Raw genomic sequence first — 19,528 nt, 5'->3', positions numbered from 1 at the left:
CATGGCGAACATCGTTTACGGTGCCCCGTACATCCCACCGGTGGACCCGGCGCCGGCGTGGTCGGGTATGCCGATGACGTGGACGGCCAAGGGTACCGAGTGGGCCCTCACGGATCGCTCCACGGGGATCTTCCTGCTGCCCGGCGTGCGGGGTCTCGGCTCCGCACGCCAGGAGCGGCACTCCACCTCATCCCCGGCAGTGGCCGGCTCCCAGTACCAGGGAACTTCCTTCCTGGACCGGGAGGTGATGTGGCCGCTGAAGATCTGGCACAACGGCGGATCCACGGCGTGGATGGAACGCGACCGGGCCTTCTGGAAGACCATGGACCCGAAGGACATCGGTGTGTGGACGGTGGTCCACCCTGACGGGAACCACCGCTCCCTGACGCTCCGCTTCGTGGATGACGGAGACCACTCCCGGGAACGCAACCCACTCCGGATCGGCTGGGACCGCTACAACATCAACCTTGTAGCCGAGCAGCCGTTCTGGGTCGGACGCCCGGTAGTCCGGTCCTTCATCGGTGAGGCCCCGCCCCCGCCGTTCTTCGGCAACGACGGTCCAATCGTCAACATCGCCTCGGACTTCTCCGCAGCGAACGCACGGATGGACAACCCGGGCGACGAGGAATCGTTCCCGCGCTGGTTCATCGACGGTGACACCGAATCCGCTCACGTCGGAGTCGGGGAAGAGATCGTGCACGTCCCCTTCCCCATCGATGCCGGGTACTGCCTGGTCATCGAATCGGACCCGGACCTGATCGGCGGCACCCTGTACGAGATCACCGCGTCCGGGGCTGAGAAGAAGCCTTCGGAACGTGTGATCGGGGTGGACATGATCAACCCGGTGGACATGTCCCCGGAGCTGGGGGAGACGGACTTCGCCCCGGTCCCCGCCGGAGCGCAGGTTCCCCTGTCGCTGAGTATCTCGGGGACGGGCGCCGTTGAGGTGCTCCTCCCGACCTTGTATCGGAGGCCGTGGTGAGTGTGTTCCGCATCGGGGTGTATGACAAGGACCGGGTCTTCCAGTGCCAGATCGGCAACCCGGTGGCGTTGTCCGCCACGGTCCGGCACAACCTCACCTCCACCCTCAGCATGTCCGTCGCCCTCGGGCATCGGCGGATCGGGAAGCTCAAAGAGGACGGCGCCCGCCTGAAGGTCTCATTCAAGGGTGAGCACCTGATTAGCGGGCCCATCACGGAAGACAACATCGAATCGGACGGCGTCTCCGGCCTGTACACGGTCACGGTGGAGGACGACCTCACCGCACTGTGGGAGATCCTCGGTTGGCCCGTGCCGACCGTAGCCGCCACCCCCGGCGCCATCAACCAAAGCGCCGCCGAGTACCGGACATACAACGGAAACGCCGAAACGATCCTGAAGACGGCCGTCACCGAGAACGGCGTCAACCGAATCGGCATACCCGGCCTCGTGGTCGCGCCGAACCTGAACCGCGGCGCCACCATCCCCGGCGGTGTGCCGCTACGCATGCACCCCATCGCTGACCAGATGTTCCCCGCCCTGGAGGACGCTGGGATCGGCGTATCAGTGCGGCAGGCCAACAGTGCGCCGGGGGAGTCCGCGGACCTCGTCCTCGACGTCTACGAGCCCCAAACTCACCCCCGGACGCTCTCGGTCAAGGGCCGCACCCTCAAACGGGTGGCCATGACCCGGAAACGGCCCACTGCTTCCCGCGTGGTCATCGGCGGGCAGGGAGAGAAGACCGCCCGGAACTTCCGCTACCTCGTGGACACGGCCCGCGAAGCCCAGTACGGGCGTCGGGCCGAGGTGTTCAGGGACGCCCGCGACGACAACACCCCCGCGGTGATGGACGCCCGCGGCCAGGAAACTCTCAACGAGCACGGCCCCAAGAACGGCGTATCCCTCACCCTCGCAGGGTCCGGGATCTTCCAGTACGGGCCGGGCGGCTTCCATGTTGGGGACCGAATCCCCGTCCGGGTCGCTGAGGGCGTCACCATCACGGAAGTCATCCGCGAATGCACCCTCAACTGGGTCTCACCCACCTACGCGGCCGAGGCCCCGTCCATCGGTGAACTCACAGACCAGCCCGAACGCATCACCGCGCAGCGCCTCGCCGCTCTTGCCCGCGGCCAACGAAACCAGGAGACACGATAATGCCAGTTGCATTCACGTCGTACGGCTATGACACCACCGTGGACAAGCCTTACGGAGAGGCCGCTTGGGCGGACGCTCACCCTTCCGTCGGCACTGCCCGTTACGGTGTGCGGTCCCCGCTGGACTGGAAGGTGACGGCCGTTGCCGGCCAGGACCGGACGGTGTCGATCAACGCCGGCCGCGGCTTCGGGCACGGCGTCACGGACAAAACTGTGGAGAATGACACCATCCAACTCGCCACGATCGCCTCCGGTTCCCGCTGGGACTTGATCGTGGCCCGCCGCGACTGGACCCCTACCGCCGGCATGACCAAATTCGAGAAGGTCTCCGGCGGCTCCACGGCGGCGATCCCCGGCGGACGCATTGTCGGGCCCGGCAACATTGACGACCAGCCCCTCGCGCTCGTGCAGGTCACGGCTGGCCAGACCCAGCCCACGGCCATCATCGACCTCCGGACCTGGTCCGGGGACGGCGGCGCGATCGTAGCGAACCATGACCTCGTCCGGTCCTTCCTCAACTCGGTGGGCACCCGGCTGCAGATCAATGGCGCTGACTGGCTGCGCGTCGTCGGGGCGAACGACACCCCAGAGTGGCGGCAGCTCTCGCAGAACGAATCTTCAGCCATCAAACCCGGTGAGGCACCTTGGCGGACCTTCACAGGGCTCATCAGCGCTGTGGGCGGTACGGATGCCAATGGGTACGGCGAGTTCCGGTTCGGACAGAACGGGCTCCCTACATTCGCCGGCGTCGCATCGGTCCAGTTGACCGAGTTTCACCCCATCGAGGGCTTCATGTACCAGGCCACCGTCCAGGACATCAACACCACGAAGATCCGGTTCCGCGCCCGCCGGCTGGATAACTCCGGCTGGGCCAATGGCTACGGTTCGCTCTCCATGTTCGTCACGGTCGTTGGCTGGTAACCGCCTTTCCAGGCAAGGGAGGACCAACGTGTGGATCTGCAATGGCTTGTCCCGCTCGGCGGTTTCCTTACGGTCGTCGGCGGTGGCATTGCGTGGCTCATCAACCGGGCAGACAAGAAGCGTGACAGTCGGGAGGCTGCTGTGATTCAGACCCTCAAGGACATGGTCGCGGAACTGAAGAAGAAGTTGCGGTGGTGGGAGCGTCGGGATGCCCGGCGGACCCGCGCCGGGGATAACTGGCGCGGCCAGCTCTTGGCGAACCAGATCAAGCCTGAGCCTGCGGAGTGGCCTGAGGATCCGGAGGAGAAGGATGAGTAGCGACTCGGTTTTCGATAAGCACCTTCGTGAGCAGGAGATAGCGCTGGAGCGGTCACAACGGGCCGCCCGCCGGCGCAACATGCTCATCCTGGCCCTCGCCCTCGTGGCCCTCATTTTCGGGCTCGTGTGCATGTTCCTGGCGATGGACAACTCTCGCCTTGCTTCCGTGAATGCCGTCTATGGGCAGACGCAGCAGCAAGAGAAGCAGTCCCTCGCTGAGGAGTTCGACGCGGCCTGTAAGACGGCGGACTTCCAGCAGACACCGGCGGGGGAGAACATCTGCCGGAAAGCCCAGCAGGTCGCCTCCGAACCAGGCACTCCACTGACTGGGCCGCAAGGCATCCAGGGGGCCCAAGGCCCGCGGGGGGAGCAGGGGTTCCCGGGTGCGGCGGGTCCTGCTGGTCCGACTGGCCCAAAAGGTGACCCCGGGGTGCAGGGCGTGGCCGGGCTGTTGGGCCTGGCCGGCTCAGCGGGGTCCAACGGGCTGAACGGATCCCCGGGAACCACGGGACCGGCCGGGCCTCCCGGTGCTACCGGTCATGCTGGCCCCGCCGGCGCGAACGGCGCCGACTCCACGGTTCCAGGCCCTGCCGGGCCACAAGGACCAACCGGACCCCAGGGGCCAGAGGGCGAATCCGGCCGCGGCATCCAGTCCGCGGTATGCGCCGGCGACGGCCGATGGGTCATCACGTACACCGATGGGGCAACCCAAGACGGCGGGCAATGCCGCGAAACTCTTCTAGGAGCCACACCATGATCCACCCAGTCGCGGCCGCAATCTCGCAGCGCTTTGGAGACAACCCGACGCGGAGCCTCCCGGCGTCGTCCTGGCTGATCCAGACGTTCGGCAACTACCAGCCGGACGGCCACACGGGGATCGATTACGCCTGTGATCCGGGGACGGCGGTCCGTGCCGTGGCGGCCGGAACCGTCCTGCATATCGGCTGGATGTCGGGAACCTATGAGCAGAACCCCTGGTGGATCGTGCCGTCCTTCGCCGGCTATTGCGCCGTAATAGATCACGGATCGTTCATCGGCATCTACGGGCACTGCCAAGACGGCTCCGCCAAGGTCAGCAAGGACGCCCGAGTCAGCGAAGGGCAGGTCTTCATCCTGTCCGGCAACACGGGCGGATCAACGGGCCCGCACTTGCACTTCGAGGCGCTCCCGGACGGCTGGGTCCTCAACTCGAAGTACTACGGCCGGATTGACCCGGCACCCCTGCTGTCCGCAGCAATCCAAACCCAAAGCGCGAGCGTCACGCCCGCACCCGCAGTACAACCCAAGGAGTGGGACGAAATGGCATCAAAAGAAGAAATCGCAGCAGTCACCTGGGGCGGCCCGGGCGGCACCATGATCCACAACTACCGGCTTGGTCGCGGCGAGTACCCGCAGACCACACTGGGTGCCCTGGAGGGGCGCATTCAGAATGAGATCCTGCCTGCCGCTCTCGCCCCGCTGCAGGGCGCCGTGGCTGGTCTGGTGGGCGCACTGAAAGCGGTCACTGCTGGTGAGGCTTTCGATGAGGCGAAGCTCCTGGCTGGCGTCCAGGCCGCGGCCGAGGCCGGAGTGAAGAACGCCATCGAGTCCATCGATACCACCGTGACGATCAAGCAGGAGGGCGCCCAGTGACCGCCATCAAGCCGCTGCTGTTGTCCCTTCTTCGAACCGTCGTGTCTTGGGTGTGGGCGCTGTTTATAGGCTGGCTCCTTGTGGCTGTGCCGATCTTCCAGCCATTCGAGGAACAACTCCTTGGAGTCTCCGAACTTGCGCTGCCCACCCTCGTCGCAATCATCGCCGCCGCCTGGTACGCGGCTTGGCGGTGGGTGGAACCCCGGCTGCCTGACTGGCTGACGGCCGCTGCGCTCGGTTCTTCCAAGGCCCCCGTATACCCCGCCATTGCCGGCAGCCAAGTCACTGACGTGAACCCTCCACTGGACCGCGTGCCCGGACCTGACCACCGAGCCTGACCAAACCACCATCCACACGGCGCCTTCGGGGCGCTTTTTTCATGCCCACTTGGAGGCCCCAACATGCCGTATACCTATGACCCGATCTTCGCCCAGGACCCTGACAACCCGCAGGTTGTCGCGTCGAACGCTTCGATCACGATCTATGACCCGCAGGACCCGGCGAAGACCCCGATCGCCATCACGGACCCTACGGGCTCGCCGCTGCCGAACCCGATCACGGTGGACGCCCGGGGTAATGGCCCGGCATTCCAGCACCCGACGTTGGATCGCGTGGCGTGGTTCGGTGCCGGGTTCACGAACTACTTCACCGCCTACGAGGGTATGAAGGATGAGGCGGTGGCAGCCCGATCGGCTGCACAGGACGCGGCGAACCAGGCGGCTATGGCCGCCGCGGACCGGGTTACTGCGGCGTCAGTGAACGGTTCGGGCAAGCTGATCCTGACGAAGGGGACCGGCGAACAGGTGGACGCTGGCAGCGTCATCGGGCCTCAGGGTGTGAAGGGGGACAAAGGCGCTGACGGCGCCAACGTGCTGCCCACAGACATGGCCATCAAGCAGGCCATCACCACCCCCGGCACGGAGACGCAAGCGGCACTTACTGCCACTTATGGCCCTACCGCTCAGGCCGAATCAGCGCCGTTGAAAGCAGCATTTGTTGGCCGTAAGACCAAGACGTTCATGATCCCGGTTGCTGATAGTAACTCGGTTGCTGGGGCGAGTGCGCGTGACTTCACGCAGCGGACAGCTGTCCGGTTCCCGAAGGGCATGAAGCGGTTTTGGATCAGGTGGGCGAACCACAACATCCTGACTAACACGGTGCTTACGTCGCCAATGACGATCACGAGCTTCTACGTCGGTCTGCCCGCCTATGACACGGTCACGTCGCAGCGATGGACCAGCAACTACGCCGCTGCCCCCACGGCCCTGTTCACGACGCCGCTCACTGTCCCCACGGACGGCAGCGATGTGGAGGTTGGCCCGTTCACGCTTCCGGAAAATCTCGTGGGCAAGGAAGTGCTGCTGTCCTACGGCATCACTACGCAGGCGACCGGGACCGGCGTGGGCATCTCCTTGGCCGGGGATGGGTACCGCACGGGCACCGCTTCCCAGGCCGGGACGCAGACCATTGGCGGTTCCGGTGAAGTGGGCAAAATCTTTGGCGACCTCCGTTTCCGCGTGGAAGTCGAGGGCGGACAGCGGATCGGACTGTTCATCGGTGACAGCCTTACCGCAGGCTTCGCCGCCGGCACCGCACCCGCCGAAGGTAACACCCGCGTCGGCGTCCTGCCGCACGAGCGTTGGCCCGAGGTCGCAGCGCGCTCCGCCAACTTCCACGCCGTCAACGGCGGCTGCTCGTCTGCCCCGTCCGGGCTGTTCGCCACTGCCTCGAACATGGTCTACACCCGCCTGGGGATTGGCACCGTCTGCGACGTGCCCGATTTCGCGGTTGAGTGGCTTGGCGCCAACGACTTCAGCGGGGCCGGGGCCAGCGCGGCGAACCTGCGTGCCAGCCTGACCAGCGTCATCGCCACACTGCGCGGCATGGGCATCGATGAAATCTACGCCAACACCCTCACCCCTCAGGGGTTCACAGCCCAGCAGGGCACACTGACCGCATCGGCGGCAGCCGGGGCGACCACCATTACATCGAGCATCACCGCGCTCTACACCGGACAGAACATGATCCTTGGGACCGGCAACGACTACGAGGTAGCCACGGTGACAGGCCAGTCAGGGACAGGGCCTTATACGCTCACCCTGTCTGCCGCGCTCACCAAGGCGCACCCATCCGGGTCAAGGGTCGCAGCGGACGCAGAAAACATTCGGCTCCGCACAAACAACTGGCTCCGTCAGAAGCCCCTCGGGCTGTCCGGTGTTATCCCGTTCGATCAGTTCGTGACCACCGCACTGGATGCACCGTCAGGCATCGACCAGCTCATGTGCGACGACAAGCTGCACTTCCAGCGCAGCGGATACGATCACCTCGGCAAGCACGCGGCCGGGATGCTCGCCCGGACACCTGTCCAGGCGTAGCTACCAGCGGAGTGCCCGCGCCTCGTTGTCACAAGCAACGCAGGGGTCCAACGGATCATGCGGGCACTCTGCATCCAGCACCATCTCAAGACGGCTGGCTTCCAGCTTGAACCGGACCCACTCTACGAGCTTCTGAAGCATCCCCATGCTGGCAAGTATAGGGGTGAGGTGATCCCGCCGGGATCAGAAGTTCAGTTCGCCGTCTTCGGCTGACATTTGCTCGGTGAGCAGGGTCTTGGGCTTCACGTTGCGAGGCCCGGCACTCTTGTTGTGGTTTGGGTGCTCGGTGCGCAGCGTCTCCACCCACTTGGAGTGCTCCGCTGGGTCCTCCTCCGCGCCCATGCCAAGTCGGACTCCGGCCGTGTAGTCGCAGCCCTCTATCGGGCAAGCGAAGGTCAAATTTGCACCCATGAATTTCTCCCCGCGTGTTCGATGTGTGCCCCAATCATAGGGGTCACATAAGACCGGTTAATTTCCCCTGCCCACAGAGCGCCCCATCTCTTCGGAGGTGGGGCGCTACTGGTGGTTAAGTGGTGGGGTGACCGATCTGGCCAGAATGTGGCGTGACACCGCCGTGAGAGCCGCTCTGGGCCGCGCACCCGGCGAAAACGTCCAGATGCTCAACCCTCGCCCGCTCGTCCGTGTGCGGGCCGGCTACGGGCGCGCCATCGCCACCACCAGCACGCACGTCCTCCACGAATGGGTGAAGGCAGGGACCTACTTCGTCCGGTGGGATGAGAAGTGGCAGGTCCACCGCGTAACCCCGGAGGAGTGGCAGGGGGAGGCCCTGGAGGGCTCCTAGCGGGCCAGCGCAGATGCCGCCAGCGCGGCCCCGGTCTTCTGAGCTGAGGGCATCAGGTGGGCGTAGCGGGTATCTGTGGTGCGGGTGGACTCGTGCCCGAGCCGGTGCGAGAGCTGGAAGAGGTCCATACCGCCGGCGATCATCCACGAAGCGTGCGTGTGCCGAAGGTCGTGGACCCTGGCCCACTTTCCCGGGTCCACCCCGAGCTTCCTCCATGCCGGCTCCCAGCCGTGCCAGTAGATGGACGATGAGCGCATTACGCCGCCCCGCTGGAGCCGGAACACCAGCCCGTCCTCGGCGGCCTCCACAAGGTCCCTCACGAGGTCTACCGTCTGCCCGGCGAGGGGTACTGTGCGGCGGGAGCGCTTCGTCTTCGGCGGCCCGATGTAGTAGCGGCTGTTCTCGTCTTCCTTCCAAGCTTTGTTCACCCGCACGGTAGGCGTGGGCCCGTCGAGGTCGAAGTCCTCAGCGGCCAACGCCGTGGCCTCCCCGACGCGGAGGCCAGTGTCCACGAGGAACCCGAAGAACGGCCGGAAGGTCGGACTCATGACGGCGTCCAGCGCGTTGTATTCCTCCTTGGTGAGGAACCGCATGTGGTCGCCGGCCTGTGCATCCTTCGGGAGCCGGATCCCCGCGCAGGGATTACCCTCCCGGTAGCCGAGTAGCCCGGCGGTGTTGAACGCTGCGGAGAGGAGCCCGTGGTGGTTGGCCAGGGTCTTCGCTCGCATGGTGGTGCCCGCCTTCCGGCCGGGCTTCGCCAGCATGCCCTTGACCCACAGGACCACGTCCTCGTGGGACACGGCGGCCACGGGCATCCGGCCCAGGCTCGTGCCGGCGAAGTGGTGGTCTATGGCCTTCTTGTACCGGCCGAGCTGGTCCGGGGCCACGTTGGTCAGCAGGGAGATGTGCTTGTGGAGGAGCTGGACGACGGTGGGGCCGCCCAAGGATGCGTTGTTGTACGCCTGCTGGGCGGCGGCCAGGGAGTTCCCGTTGGCCTCTAGGAGGGTCTTCCAGAACTCGGCTTTTTCGAGGGTCGGCAGCGTCATGTTCTCTTGCACGCCCTCGTGCCGCCAGCGCAGAAGGTAAGAGGACCCGTTCTTGCCTGGGCGTTCTTTGATGCTTGCCATGGATAGCAACTCCTTTGGTTTGTACACGGGAACCATACTTTTGTGCACAGACAATAAAAAAGCCCCGGAAAACCGGGGCTTTTTTGGCGGAGACGGGGGGATTTGAACCCCCGGTGGAGTTGTGCCCCACACTTCATTAGCAGTGAAGCCCATTCGGCCGCTCTGGCACGTCTCCAATTGCTATTCCTAGCCCACCAAGGATACGCAGATCCGGCCATGCAGTGCAAAACGGCTGCGGCCCGCGATGCGGAAGGCTGGCCGGGGCCGGCCAGCCTAGGCAGCGGGCTGGACCGGGCGCACCATCCTGATCTCGGGCAGGTCCTCCCAGTCCGCCAGGGTGTCCTCCGCCCCGTCCGGTTCGAAGCCAAACCGACGGTAGAAGCCGATGGCTCGGCTGTTGCCCGCGGCCACCCAGAGACTCGCAGCCTGGGTGCCAAGGGCAGTGCCCAGCAGCTGCCCTCCCAGGCCCAGGCCCTGATGGGATGCCAACAGGTACAGCCCCCACAGTTCCAGCGGGCCGGACTCCGGTGCGGGGACTGAACGGATACCGGCAAAGCCCACTACCGTGTCGCCGTCGCACGCCACCCACGCTTCGGCGGGGTCCGGGCGGTCCAGCAGGTGCCGCCACAGCACCAGGCGGCCCTCCCGGTCGGCAGCCGCCAGAAGGGCGTCGGACAGCATCTCGCGGTAGGTTTCCTGCCAGCATTGAATGTGCACGTCCGCGAGCCGCTCCACATCCGTGGCAGCAGCCCTGCGGACCGAGAACGCAGGCCGAGGCACCGCAGACCCAAGCACCCCAGACCCGGACACCCCCGAACCAGATACACCCGGCGCGGATGCCGCTGTCACGATGTTCCGCCCGCCAGCGCCTTCCACAGGAAGTGCTGGCTGCGGGCCTGCAACGCTGCCGCCTGCCGGTTGTCCGATGCTCCCGCGTGGCCGCCCTCCAGTGCTTCGTGGAACCAGACGTTGGGTATGCCCATGGCGAGCATGCGGGCAGCCATCTTCCGTGCCTGCACCGGGCCCACGCGGTCGTCCGAGGTGGCTGTCCAGATGAACGTTTCCGGGTATTCGATGCCGTCCTTGAGCAGGTGGTAAGGGGAGAAGGTCCGGATGTAGTCCCACTGCTCCGCGACGTCCGGGTCCCCGTACTCGGCGATCCAGGAGTGCCCGGCGGACAGCTTGGTGTACCGGCGCATGTCCAGCAGCGGCACGCCACAGGAGACGGCCCGGAACAGGTCGGGGTAGCGGGTCAGCATGTTGCCCACCAGCAGCCCGCCGTTCGAGCCGCCCACGCAGCCCAGGCGCTCGCGGGAGGTGACGCCTCGGGAGATCAGGTCCCGTGCCACGGCGGCGAAGTCCTCGTAGGCCTTGTGCCGGTTTTCCTGCAGGGCAGCGCGGTGCCAGGCCGGCCCGTATTCGCCGCCGCCGCGGATGTTCGCCACCACGTAGACGCCGCCGCGCGCATGCGGTGCCTCCCCGCCGTCGGCCGGCAGCCCGGTGGTCCGCCGTTCCAGCCAGGCACGCCCCACCGTTCCGCTGTAGGCGGGCGTCCGGGACACCTCGAAGCCGCCGTAGCCGGAGAGCTGGGTGGGGTTCTGGCCGTCGAGGGGCAGGTTGTGGGAGGAGACCTGGAAGTAGGGAACCCGCGTGCCGTCATCGGAAACCGCGAAGTGCTGCTGGACCTCGTATTCGGCATCGGAGAAGAACGACGGCGAGGATTTCACTTCCGTGTGCCGGCTCACCACGCCGGGCGCCCCGGCGTCGTCGTGGCTGGATTCGGGTGCGCCGCGTTCCAGTGTGCCGCGCATCAGCGTGCTGGGCGTGGTGAATCCGGTGGCGATGAGCCAGAAGTCGTCGCCCGCACCGCCGTCGGCCGCTGCTTCATCCTCATCGTCCACGGCATAGGCGTTGACATCATGCAGGGGCGGGCAGGCGTCCAGGAGTGTGGAGGCCCAGGCGGAGCCGTCTCCGAAGGACCCGTCGGCAGCGTCCGCCGGGCGGGACGGGTCCAGCACCCGGATTTCCGAGGACACGTCCCTCAGGAGGTTGAGGAGCAGGAAGTTCCGCGTCCAGCTCCACGACTGCAGGGACGTGTGGGCGTCCGGCGTGAACAGCACCACGAGGTCCCGGCCGCCGGCCAGGTAGGCCTCGAAATTGGCGGCCAGCAGGGCGCCGGCCGGATAGGTGGTGCCATCCAGGGCCCAGTCCCGCTGCGGGCGGAACAGCAGCCACTCGCGGTGCGCACTGACGTTGACGTCCGTGGGAACGTCGATGGCCACCCATGAACCGTCGCGCAGCACCAGGTTGGTCCGGTTGAAGAAGTCGATGTAGTCCACTGCGAAGGTGCGCTCGAATCCGGGGGTGGAGTCGTACGCCACCACGGCCATCATGTGCTGTTCGGGTACCTCGAACAGCCGGGGTGCGCCGGCCAGGGTTTCGCCGCGTTTCAGGGTGACGCCGGTCCGGGCGTAGGAGGAGGCCGTCCTGGGCAGCCCGTCCGCCGTGGAGGAGACCAGGAGTGTGTCCGCGTCCAGCCAGGACACGTTGCCCTTCGCCGTCGGCAGGTCAAACCCGCCCACAGCCGGGTCAACAAAGGTGCGGGACTCGACGTCGAACTCCCGGTACCGGTTCGCATCGCCGCCGTCGGGGGAGAGCGCCAGCAGCGCGTGCCGGTAAGGCCCACCCGCGGCGGGCCGGAGGAACGTGGCGCCGTGGAACACCCATTCCTCGCCCTCGGCGGCGGCCAGGGCGTCCACGTCCAGCAAGACGTCCCATTCGGGGGAATCCGTGCAGTAGCTTTCCCACGTGGTGCGGCGCCACAGGCCCTTGGGGTTGTCCCGGTCCTTCCAGAAGTTGTAGTACCAGTCACCCCGCTTGCCCACCATGGCGATCCGGTCAGTGGAGTCCAGCACCTCCAGGATGCTGCCCTCGAGCTCTGCGTAGTCCGCGTCCTCCAGGAGGTCCTCCGTGCGTGAGTTCTGCTCCTTGACCCAGGCGAGCTGCTCTTCGCCGTAGATCTCCTCAAGCCACACGTTTTCGTCGGTCGGCTCCGGCGCGGGGCCGCCGCCGCCGCCGGGCCCGGTGCCCGCAGGCGTGCCGTCCGTGGTGGTGTTGCCGGGGCCGGACGCTGAATCAGCTGCAGTGGTGGTCATGCGCCCCATCCAAACAACATCCGCTCGAGGGTGGCAAGTCAAGCGGCCAGCCTCCCTCTTCAACACAAGCCCGTACTCTGGAAGGCGTGGAAAATACGCAGAGGACCCGGACCGCCATCATCGGTGCCGGCCCCAGGGGCACCAGCGTCCTGGAACGCCTGCTCGCCCACTCCAGCCACCGGGCCGAGCACCAGGAAGGCGGGGCTGCCGTCCGGCTCCACATCGACGTCATCGACCCCTACCCCGCGGGGCCGGGGCACGTCTGGCAGCCGGGGCAGTCACGGCTGTTCCTGATGAACACGCAGTCCTTCTACCCCACGCTGATTCCGGAGGACCCGGCGCTGCCCGCCGCCGTCGCCGGGACCACCTTCGACCGCTGGCGTGAACGGCAACAGCAGGATCCGCTCCCGTCCCTCACCACGGATGAACGCGCCGAACTCGCAGTGCTCGGGTCCAACGACTTCCCCAGCCGTGCGCTCTACGGCCGGTACCTGCGCTCCACGCTGGAGGACCTGCTCGCGGAGGCACCCGACGGCGTCACCATCGAATTCCACGAAACGTCCGCCCTGTCGGTTCACCCTGTGGGAGACGGAACGTTCGCCGTCGGCCTGGCCACCGGGGCGGCGATCCGCGCGGATTCCGTGGTGCTGGCCCTCGGGCACATCCCGTCCAGGCTCAATCCCGAACAGCGCGAACTGCAGGCCTCCGCGGGGCAGCTGGGACTGCGGTACCTGCCGCCGGCCGTTCCGGCGGACGTTGACTGGGCCGCGATTCCCGCCGGCGAACCGGTCCTGGTGCGCGGCATGGGGTTGAACTTCTTCGACACGATGGTCCAGCTGACCGAGGGCCGCGGCGGCAAATTCACTGCCGGCGGCCCGGCCGGGCGGCTGGAGTATGAGCCCTCCGGACAGGAACCGTTCATCATCGCCGCCTCCCGCCGGGGAACCCCCTACCGGGCCAAAGCGGCGCTGGAAGGCTATTACGCCTCCTCGGTCACCCTCCGCTACCTCACGGAAGCGGCGCTGGACCGGTTCGAGGCTGCCGGTATCCGTCCGGGGTTCGACCACGACCTCTGGCCCCTGCTGCACCGCGACACCCTCTGGGCCTACTACTCAACGCTGGTGCGCGCGCAGCCCGGCGCGGTCCCGGACGGTGCAGCGTTCCTGGCCGCCCTTGAGGAAGCCCTGCACCCGCACGCGCACAGCGCCGCCAACTGGGAAGACGCCGTGGACAGCGTGCTGGCCATCCACGTGGGGCCGCGGCACCGGCTGAACCTTCCAGGGCTCGCCGCCCCCCTGGCGGGACGCACTTTCGCGTCGCGCGCCGAGCAGGATGCCGCCGTCGTCGAATTCCTCCTCGACGACGCCCGCCGCTCCGCGCTCGGCGAGGACGATCCCGTGAAGATGGCCATCGGTGCCCTGCACCACGGCCGCGCCGTCCTCAAAACGGCGGTGGCCGACGGCGGCATCACCGACGAATCCTGGGTCGCCGGACTGCGGGGCTGGTTCGAGTCGTTCGTGGAGGGGCTGGCCAGCGGGCCGCCTGCGCTGCGCTCGGAGCAGCTGGCCGCGCTGGCGCGGGCCGGCGTCGTCAGCTTTGTGGGACCGGATCCGAAATTCGGCGTGGACCGCAAAGCCGGGACCTTCACCGCTGCCTCACCCTGGGTTGAAGGCCCGCCTGCCGCCGCCCGGACCATGGTTGAGGCCCTCGCGCCCGGCAACCGGGTCTCGGCCAACGACTCTCCGCTCCTGCAGCAACTGCTCAACGACGGGCTGGTCCGGTCCAGGCACATGATGACTGCCGAGGGGGCACCGGTGCAGTCCACCGGCCTGGACGTGGAACCGCACCCCTACCGGCCCCTCGCCGCCAACGGGTCGGTCACCGAGGGGATGTACGTACTGGGCCTGCAGCTTTCCTCCGCCCAGTGGGGAACCGCCATCGCCGCCGAGGCGCACCAGCAGGGCACCCCGGCCTACCGCAGCGGCCAGCGCACCCTCCGGGACGCCGACGAAATCGCACAGGCCATCCTGGGCGCCGCGTAACAGCGCGTCTTCCGTCCGGGAAATATTCGGCCCGGATTGCACCTACTCGGAAACCGTCGTCGTGCCCTGAGCTTTCGGGCATGCACCACGGGCCGGGCGGCAAGGAAGTCCCGTAATCTGCCCAAAACCTACGCGCACTGGAAAGGGTGTCCCTCCCGGCCGCATGGCCGGGAGGGACACCCTTTTGCGTTCTATGACTTACCGGCGCAGTGTCAGCCGCGCAGGCACTGCTGGTACTGGAGCCAGGCAATGCCGTAGCGGATCCAGCCCAGGACGTCGTACCACTTTGCCGGCTTGGTGGGTGCCGTGCACGCGGGCGGCAGCGGCGTGGTGGCTGCCACCTGAACCGCTACGGTCACCTTCGTTCCGGACTCCGCCGCGGTGAGCACCAGCGTTGCCGCGCCGGCGGCAACACCTGCCGGAACGGCAAGGCTGACGGTGGCGGACCCTGCAGAGACCGGCACGGTTCCCAACTGCGTGGCCTTGCCGGCCGAATCGGTGAAAACGGCGGTAAGCGCCGTGTTCACCGGGCTGCCCAGCGAGGTCAGGTCCAGCTTGGAGACCGCCAGGTTGACCGGTTCGCCGGGCTTGACCGTGCCCGCGGTGGTGTTGGTGACTGCCACGGAACGCCGGGCAAAGTCCGGGGCCACCGGGCTGCTCTTCTGCAGGTAGCCGATCCACGCGTCCCGGTCCACGAGGCCGGAGTCCCGTGTATTGACTCCCTGGGTGAAGACCCGGAAGTTGTCGCCGCCGGTGGCCAGGAAGCTGAACGTGCCCACCCGGTAGGACTTGGCAGGATCCAGCACCTCACCGTTGACCCGAACCGACGTGACCCTGTCACCGGCGGTGCGCGCGGCGTCGTAGGTGTAGTTCACGTTCTTGGACAGGCCCAGCTGCAGGTAGGCGCGGCTGGGAACCGTGCCGTCCGCGTTGGTCTGCCACTGCTGCTCCAGCAGGGTCTTGAACTGCGCTCCGGTCAGGGACGTGGTCCAGAGGTTGTTCACGAACGGCAGCACGGCGTTCGCTTCGGCGTAGGTGATGGTTCCGTCCGGAGCGTAATACAGCTCGTTGCGGAGGCCGCCGGGGTTGACGACGCCGATTTCGGCGCCGCCCAGTTCGGTCGGCTTCAGCGAGTCGAGCAGCGAGTCGGCCACCAGGTTGCCCAGGGTGGACTCGCTGCCGCGGTCGTCGCGCTTCGCGGTGCCGGTGGCATCGGTGCTGAAGGCGGTGGTGATGTCCTTGGTGACCGAGCCGACGGGCTGGTTGCCCACCTCGGCTGCGGCTGCCAGGGCCTTCTGCACGATGCCGTCCACCGCTGCCACGCGCGGGTAGGCCGCGATCAGGTCCGCCGCCGGGTCCGTGGTCCGCTTGACGTTGCCGGCCTTGTAGCCGGTGACCTCCTTGGTGGCGGTATCCACCGTCAACTGGATCTGGCCCACGTTCTCGCCGTAGTTGCCGGTCTGCACGATGGGGCGGGTCTTGCCCTGCACACCGGGGACGGGGCCGTCCCAGGCATATTCCTTGTGCGTGTGGCCGGTGAAGATGGCGTCAACGTCCGCGGAGGTTTCGGTGACCAGCTTCGCGAACGGGCCGCCGGCTGCCACTTCCTGCTCCAGCGTGGACCCTTCCACAACCCCGGACCCGGCGCCGTCGTGGTTTTCCACGATGATGACGTCTGCGAGGTTGCCTGCCTTGATCTTCGCCGCGGCCCGGTTGATGGCCTCCACCGGGTCACCGAAGTCGAGGTCGGCGATGCCGGCGGGTGTCACCAGGGAGGGGACTTCCTGGGTGACTGTGCCGATGACGGCCACCTTGATGCCGTTCATGTCCAGCACTGTGTACTCCGGCAGGACCGGCTCCGTGGTGCCCTTCCGGTACACGTTCGCGCCGAGGTACGGGAATTTGGCGTTGCTGCCGTCCGCGATGACGCGGTCGCGCAGGTCTGCCCAGCCGCCGTCGAACTCGTGGTTGCCCACTGCCGAGGCCTTCAGCTCAAGGGCGTTCAGCACATCAATGGTGGGCTGGTCCTTGGCCACGGCGGAGGCAAACAGGGACGCGCCGATGTTGTCCCCCGCGGAGAGGAATGCTGTTGCTCCGGGGGCAGCAGCCGCACGCAGCTTCTCGATGGTTCCGGCGAACTGGACGGTATTGGTGTCGATCCGGCCGTGGAAATCGTTGATGCCCAGGAAGTTCAGGTCGACGCTGGCGGGTGCGGACTTCAGGTCCAGGCCCACCACCACGGGGTCGTGGTCGCTGGCGCGGAACTGGTCCGGTGCGTAGTAGTTGGTGACGTTGTTGTTGTAGCGGCTGTATTCCAGGGCTACTGATTCAACGGAGTTGATGTTCCAGATGTCGGCGCCGGTCACCACGGCGTTGGCCGCAGGGGAAGCCAGGATGTGGTCCAGGGACCCCACCAGGCCGCCGAAGAGGTACGAGTGCTTGGCGGAACCGTCGGCGTTCTTTGCCTTGTCGTCCTGGTTGACATAGCCGGCGGCCGTCAGGACGTTGATGGGGTCTTCCTTGCCGTAGGAGTTGAAGTCACCGATCAGGAAGACCTTGTCGGTGCCCTTCGACTGCTGCAGCGAGGTGGCGAAGTCCAGCAGGGACTTGGCCTGCGCGGTGCGGGCGAGGTTTGAGGCGCCCTGGCCCTTGTCGGTGTCGTCCGGTGTTGCGGCGGAGCCCTTGGACTTGAAGTGGTTGGCGATGGCGATGAATTCGGTGCCTGCGCCGCCGCCCACGGGCTTGAATACCTGGGCCAGCGGCTTGCGGGCGCTGGCGAAGGCGGTGGTGTCGTTGTGGATGACGGACTCACCCACTGGTTCTGCAACGGCCTTCTTGTAGATGAATGCGGTGCGGATCATGTCCTCGTCGGCCAGCGGGGGTGCGTTCGCGGGTGAGCGGACGTAGTCCCAGATGCCGGGCGTGGGGATGTTCAGCGACTTGACCAGCTTGGCGAGGGCGTCATCCCGGTCCTTGCCGAACTGCGCGGAGTTTTCGATCTCCATGAGGGTGACAACATCGGCGCCGGTCTTCGTAATGGCGGAGACGATCTTGTCCTGCTGCCGCTGGAAGTTCTCCGCGTTGGCGGCACCGCGGGCGTCGCAGCCGCCGCGGACGGTGATCGGGTTTCCGGCGCGGTCCCCGTAATAGGTGCAGCCGGAGAGGGTGTCCCCGGTGGTGGGGAAGTAGTTCAGCACGTTGAACGAGGCGATCTTGACGTTGCCTCCCACGGCAGCGGGTGCTTCGGTGCGGGTGGCTCCGAAGCTGGCCGGCTGGACCGTTGCCTTGTTGGCTTCGGTCAGGTGGGTCAGCGGCTGCAGCTTCCAGGCATCGTTGGCGTACCCGAGCACCACGTTGGTGGTGAACCTGGCGGGGGATCCGACGCGGACCGGGTCCGTGGCGGTGAGGTAGGGCAGCACCTCGGCCTTGGTGGCGGCGTCCTTGAGGAAATTGGTGCTGGCGCCGTCGTCGAGCTTGATGCCGCGGGCGGCATTGTCAGCAACAGCGGCGTTGTATTCGGCTGAGCCATAGGGTGCGACGGCGGTGGGCTGTACCAGCGGAGTGGTACCCCCGGCCAGCCCGATCTCGCCGTACTGGTTCAGGTTGTAGTTGTCCGTCACCGTCAGGGGCCCGTCCGGAGCCAGGAGCATGCCTTCCAGCGACTCGCGGAAGGCCTCCGTGGAGGGCAGGGTGAAGATGGTGGGCTTGACCTCGGGCGCCGGCTCCGTGAGCTGGGTGAGCCCGGCTGCTGCCGTGACGTTGACCTGGGTCATGCCGTAGTACTCGGCCACGGCACCGGTCACCTGGACGTAGTCGCCCGTCTTGACCGATCCCACGGTGGCGGGCGAGTAGACGAAGATACCGTCGGAGGCCGCGTGGTTGGTACCCGCCAGGTCGCCGCCGGTGCCAGGGGTCTGGATGTAGTAGCCGTTAAGGCCGCCGGTGGGGAATGCTGCGGTGACCTTGCCCCGGGTGGTCACCGTGGTGCCGGCCAGCGGGCTGGCGGTGCCGGTGCCCTGGATCTCGGAGATGGTTTTAGCCACGGGATCGGGCGAGGGGGTGGGCGTCGGATCAGGGTCTGGCGCGGTTCCGCCGGAGGAGACCGGGGTAATGGCCGCGCTCAGGCTGAAATCGGCGGCGTTGCTGTTGCTGTCCGTCCCGCCGGCCCGGTTGAGGCTCCGCACGTCCGTGTTGCCCGTGGGCGCCGCTGCGGCCCGGGTCTCGAACGTGTTGGACGTCCCGTAGCCCAGGAGGTCGGCCACGCCGGCGGATTCCACCACGGAACCGGTGGGAAGTACGACGGCGGAGGGCTGCTTGGCGAGCACGATGGTCCCGGAAGTGCCGCTGGGGTTCAGTCCGCCGGCTACCAGGTCGGGCGCAGGGAGGTCAGCGCCGTTCGTACCGTTACTCCCGCCCTGGACCAGGTAATACCCCTTGGCCGGAATGGAACCGGACAGCGCCGAAACGCCGGATGGCGCTCCCGTCCCGCCGGCGGCGCGGTACTGGACCGACCAGCCGTCCAGTGACACGGGGGTGTCCGAGGTGTTGTAGAGCTCCACGAACTTGTTCTTGTAGGCGGCGCCGCTGCTGCCGCCGCTCAGGTAGGCCTCGTTGATGACAACGGGCGATGTGCCTGCCGCGGCTGAGACCTCCGCGGCCGTGCTGTCCGCTACCGCAGGCAGCGCCGTCAACGGGGCTGCGATGAGCCCCGCCGACAACGCTGTGCCCAGCGCTAATTTCCAAGGTGTTTGATGCATCCGCTCTTACTTTCATGAGATTGTCCCCGGTGGGGGACCCATTGGAGTATGTCCGGGTTGTACCGATCGGACTGGGGCCGGACCCTGCTCCTGGTCAAGTGGTTGTCCGGCATATCCCAACAGCACTGAATGAACGCAAAGTGGCCAGTGCGTGCATTCGGCGGATCGTTCCCCAGCGGAGCGGCCCGTCCACCATCCCGGAGCGACGTTGGCCCCGTGCGGGTGATGCCATTGCGGTGGCCGGCACCTGATACCTGGATGTGCCGG

Annotated in this window: 15 protein-coding genes and 1 tRNA gene; 10 read left to right on the top strand and 6 right to left on the bottom strand. The window is 66.9% G+C overall.

The genetic code is table 11. The features are described 5' to 3' along the window. The first annotated feature begins 1 nt into the window (after window position 1). The 8 genes from QE394_RS05510 (at window position 2) to QE394_RS05475 (ending at window position 7,378) form a co-directional block, all read left to right on the top strand. Window positions 2–982: a hypothetical protein gene (locus QE394_RS05510; protein WP_349033978.1), complete on the top strand. Its 981-nt coding sequence runs from the start codon at window positions 2–4 to the stop codon at window positions 980–982. Continuing rightward, complete coding sequence (locus tag QE394_RS05505; RefSeq protein WP_349033977.1) at window positions 979–2,133, top strand: hypothetical protein; 1,155 nt, start codon at window positions 979–981, stop codon at window positions 2,131–2,133. Before QE394_RS05510 ends, QE394_RS05505 begins: the two co-directional genes overlap by 4 nt. Further along, window positions 2,133–3,053 carry a hypothetical protein gene (locus QE394_RS05500; protein ID WP_349033976.1) on the top strand — a complete coding sequence of 307 codons (921 nt, stop codon included), beginning with the start codon at window positions 2,133–2,135 and terminating at the stop codon, window positions 3,051–3,053. Before QE394_RS05505 ends, QE394_RS05500 begins: the two co-directional genes overlap by 1 nt. Before the next feature lie 30 nt (window positions 3,054–3,083). Continuing rightward, window positions 3,084–3,371 carry a hypothetical protein gene (locus QE394_RS05495; protein ID WP_349033975.1) on the top strand — a complete coding sequence of 96 codons (288 nt, stop codon included), beginning with the start codon at window positions 3,084–3,086 and terminating at the stop codon, window positions 3,369–3,371. Beyond that, window positions 3,364–4,128, top strand: coding sequence for a hypothetical protein (locus QE394_RS05490; RefSeq protein WP_349033974.1), 765 nt, complete (start codon window positions 3,364–3,366; stop codon window positions 4,126–4,128). Before QE394_RS05495 ends, QE394_RS05490 begins: the two co-directional genes overlap by 8 nt. Continuing rightward, on the top strand, window positions 4,125–5,003 hold the full coding sequence (locus QE394_RS05485) for a M23 family metallopeptidase (RefSeq protein WP_349033973.1): 879 nt from the start codon (window positions 4,125–4,127) through the stop codon (window positions 5,001–5,003). The genes QE394_RS05490 and QE394_RS05485 overlap by 4 nt, the downstream gene beginning before the upstream one ends. Further along, window positions 5,000–5,341 carry a hypothetical protein gene (locus QE394_RS05480; protein WP_349033972.1) on the top strand — a complete coding sequence of 114 codons (342 nt, stop codon included), beginning with the start codon at window positions 5,000–5,002 and terminating at the stop codon, window positions 5,339–5,341. Before QE394_RS05485 ends, QE394_RS05480 begins: the two co-directional genes overlap by 4 nt. 63 nt (window positions 5,342–5,404) lie before the next feature. Beyond that, window positions 5,405–7,378, top strand: coding sequence for an SGNH/GDSL hydrolase family protein (locus QE394_RS05475; protein ID WP_349033971.1), 1,974 nt, complete (start codon window positions 5,405–5,407; stop codon window positions 7,376–7,378). Window positions 7,379–7,561: 183 nt separating this feature from the next. Here the strand turns inward: QE394_RS05475 and QE394_RS05470 are convergent, their stop codons facing one another. Next, window positions 7,562–7,789: a hypothetical protein gene (locus QE394_RS05470; protein WP_349033970.1), complete on the bottom strand. Its 228-nt coding sequence runs from the start codon at window positions 7,787–7,789 to the stop codon at window positions 7,562–7,564. Window positions 7,790–7,916: 127 nt separating this feature from the next. Between QE394_RS05470 and QE394_RS05465 the strand changes: the two genes are divergently transcribed. Next, on the top strand, window positions 7,917–8,180 hold the full coding sequence (locus QE394_RS05465) for a hypothetical protein (RefSeq protein ID WP_349033969.1): 264 nt from the start codon (window positions 7,917–7,919) through the stop codon (window positions 8,178–8,180). On the opposite strand, the gene QE394_RS05460 is transcribed toward QE394_RS05465, so the two are convergent. From QE394_RS05460 to QE394_RS05445, 4 genes are all read right to left on the bottom strand, one after another. Next, a complete protein-coding gene (locus QE394_RS05460; protein WP_349033968.1) occupies window positions 8,177–9,307 on the bottom strand; it encodes a site-specific integrase in 1,131 nt (376 codons plus the stop codon). The two genes, QE394_RS05465 and QE394_RS05460, sit on opposite strands and share 4 nt — an antisense overlap. Before the next feature lie 84 nt (window positions 9,308–9,391). After that, window positions 9,392–9,482, bottom strand: a tRNA-Ser gene (locus tag QE394_RS05455). A 98-nt stretch (window positions 9,483–9,580) separates the two neighbouring features. Further along, the gene (locus tag QE394_RS05450; RefSeq protein ID WP_349033967.1) at window positions 9,581–10,087 is read right to left on the bottom strand and encodes a GNAT family N-acetyltransferase; all 507 of its coding nucleotides are present in this window, start codon (window positions 10,085–10,087) and stop codon (window positions 9,581–9,583) included. Between the two features lie 65 nt (window positions 10,088–10,152). Continuing rightward, entirely contained in the window at window positions 10,153–12,462 is a 2,310-nt protein-coding gene (locus QE394_RS05445; protein WP_349033966.1) for a prolyl oligopeptidase family serine peptidase, read from the bottom strand. 86 nt (window positions 12,463–12,548) lie between these two features. On the opposite strand from QE394_RS05445, the gene QE394_RS05440 reads away from it, so the two are divergent. Then, the gene (locus QE394_RS05440) at window positions 12,549–14,504 is read left to right on the top strand and encodes an FAD/NAD(P)-binding protein (RefSeq protein WP_349033965.1); all 1,956 of its coding nucleotides are present in this window, start codon (window positions 12,549–12,551) and stop codon (window positions 14,502–14,504) included. A 212-nt stretch (window positions 14,505–14,716) separates the two neighbouring features. On the opposite strand, the gene QE394_RS05435 is transcribed toward QE394_RS05440, so the two are convergent. Continuing rightward, complete coding sequence (locus QE394_RS05435) at window positions 14,717–19,261, bottom strand: ExeM/NucH family extracellular endonuclease (RefSeq protein WP_349033964.1); 4,545 nt, start codon at window positions 19,259–19,261, stop codon at window positions 14,717–14,719. Between the last annotated feature and the right edge of the window lie 267 nt (window positions 19,262–19,528).

The organism is Pseudarthrobacter sp. SORGH_AS 212 (assembly GCF_030818145.1).
GTDB lineage: Bacteria > Actinomycetota > Actinomycetes > Actinomycetales > Micrococcaceae > Arthrobacter.
Note: the sequence above shows the minus strand (reverse complement) of the source record. Positions and strands in the feature narration are given on the sequence as shown.

Coding starts and splice junctions, on each gene's coding strand:
- QE394_RS05510 (WP_349033978.1), top strand. CDS start 2: ATGGCGAACATCGTTTACGGTGCCCCGTACATCCCACCGGTGGACCCG.
- QE394_RS05500 (WP_349033976.1), top strand. CDS start 2,133: ATGCCAGTTGCATTCACGTCGTACGGCTATGACACCACCGTGGACAAG.
- QE394_RS05490 (WP_349033974.1), top strand. CDS start 3,364: ATGAGTAGCGACTCGGTTTTCGATAAGCACCTTCGTGAGCAGGAGATA.
- QE394_RS05485 (WP_349033973.1), top strand. CDS start 4,125: ATGATCCACCCAGTCGCGGCCGCAATCTCGCAGCGCTTTGGAGACAAC.
- QE394_RS05475 (WP_349033971.1), top strand. CDS start 5,405: ATGCCGTATACCTATGACCCGATCTTCGCCCAGGACCCTGACAACCCG.
- QE394_RS05470 (WP_349033970.1), bottom strand. CDS start 7,789: ATGGGTGCAAATTTGACCTTCGCTTGCCCGATAGAGGGCTGCGACTAC.
- QE394_RS05460 (WP_349033968.1), bottom strand. CDS start 9,307: ATGGCAAGCATCAAAGAACGCCCAGGCAAGAACGGGTCCTCTTACCTT.
- QE394_RS05445 (WP_349033966.1), bottom strand. CDS start 12,462: ATGACCACCACTGCAGCTGATTCAGCGTCCGGCCCCGGCAACACCACC.
- QE394_RS05435 (WP_349033964.1), bottom strand. CDS start 19,261: ATGCATCAAACACCTTGGAAATTAGCGCTGGGCACAGCGTTGTCGGCG.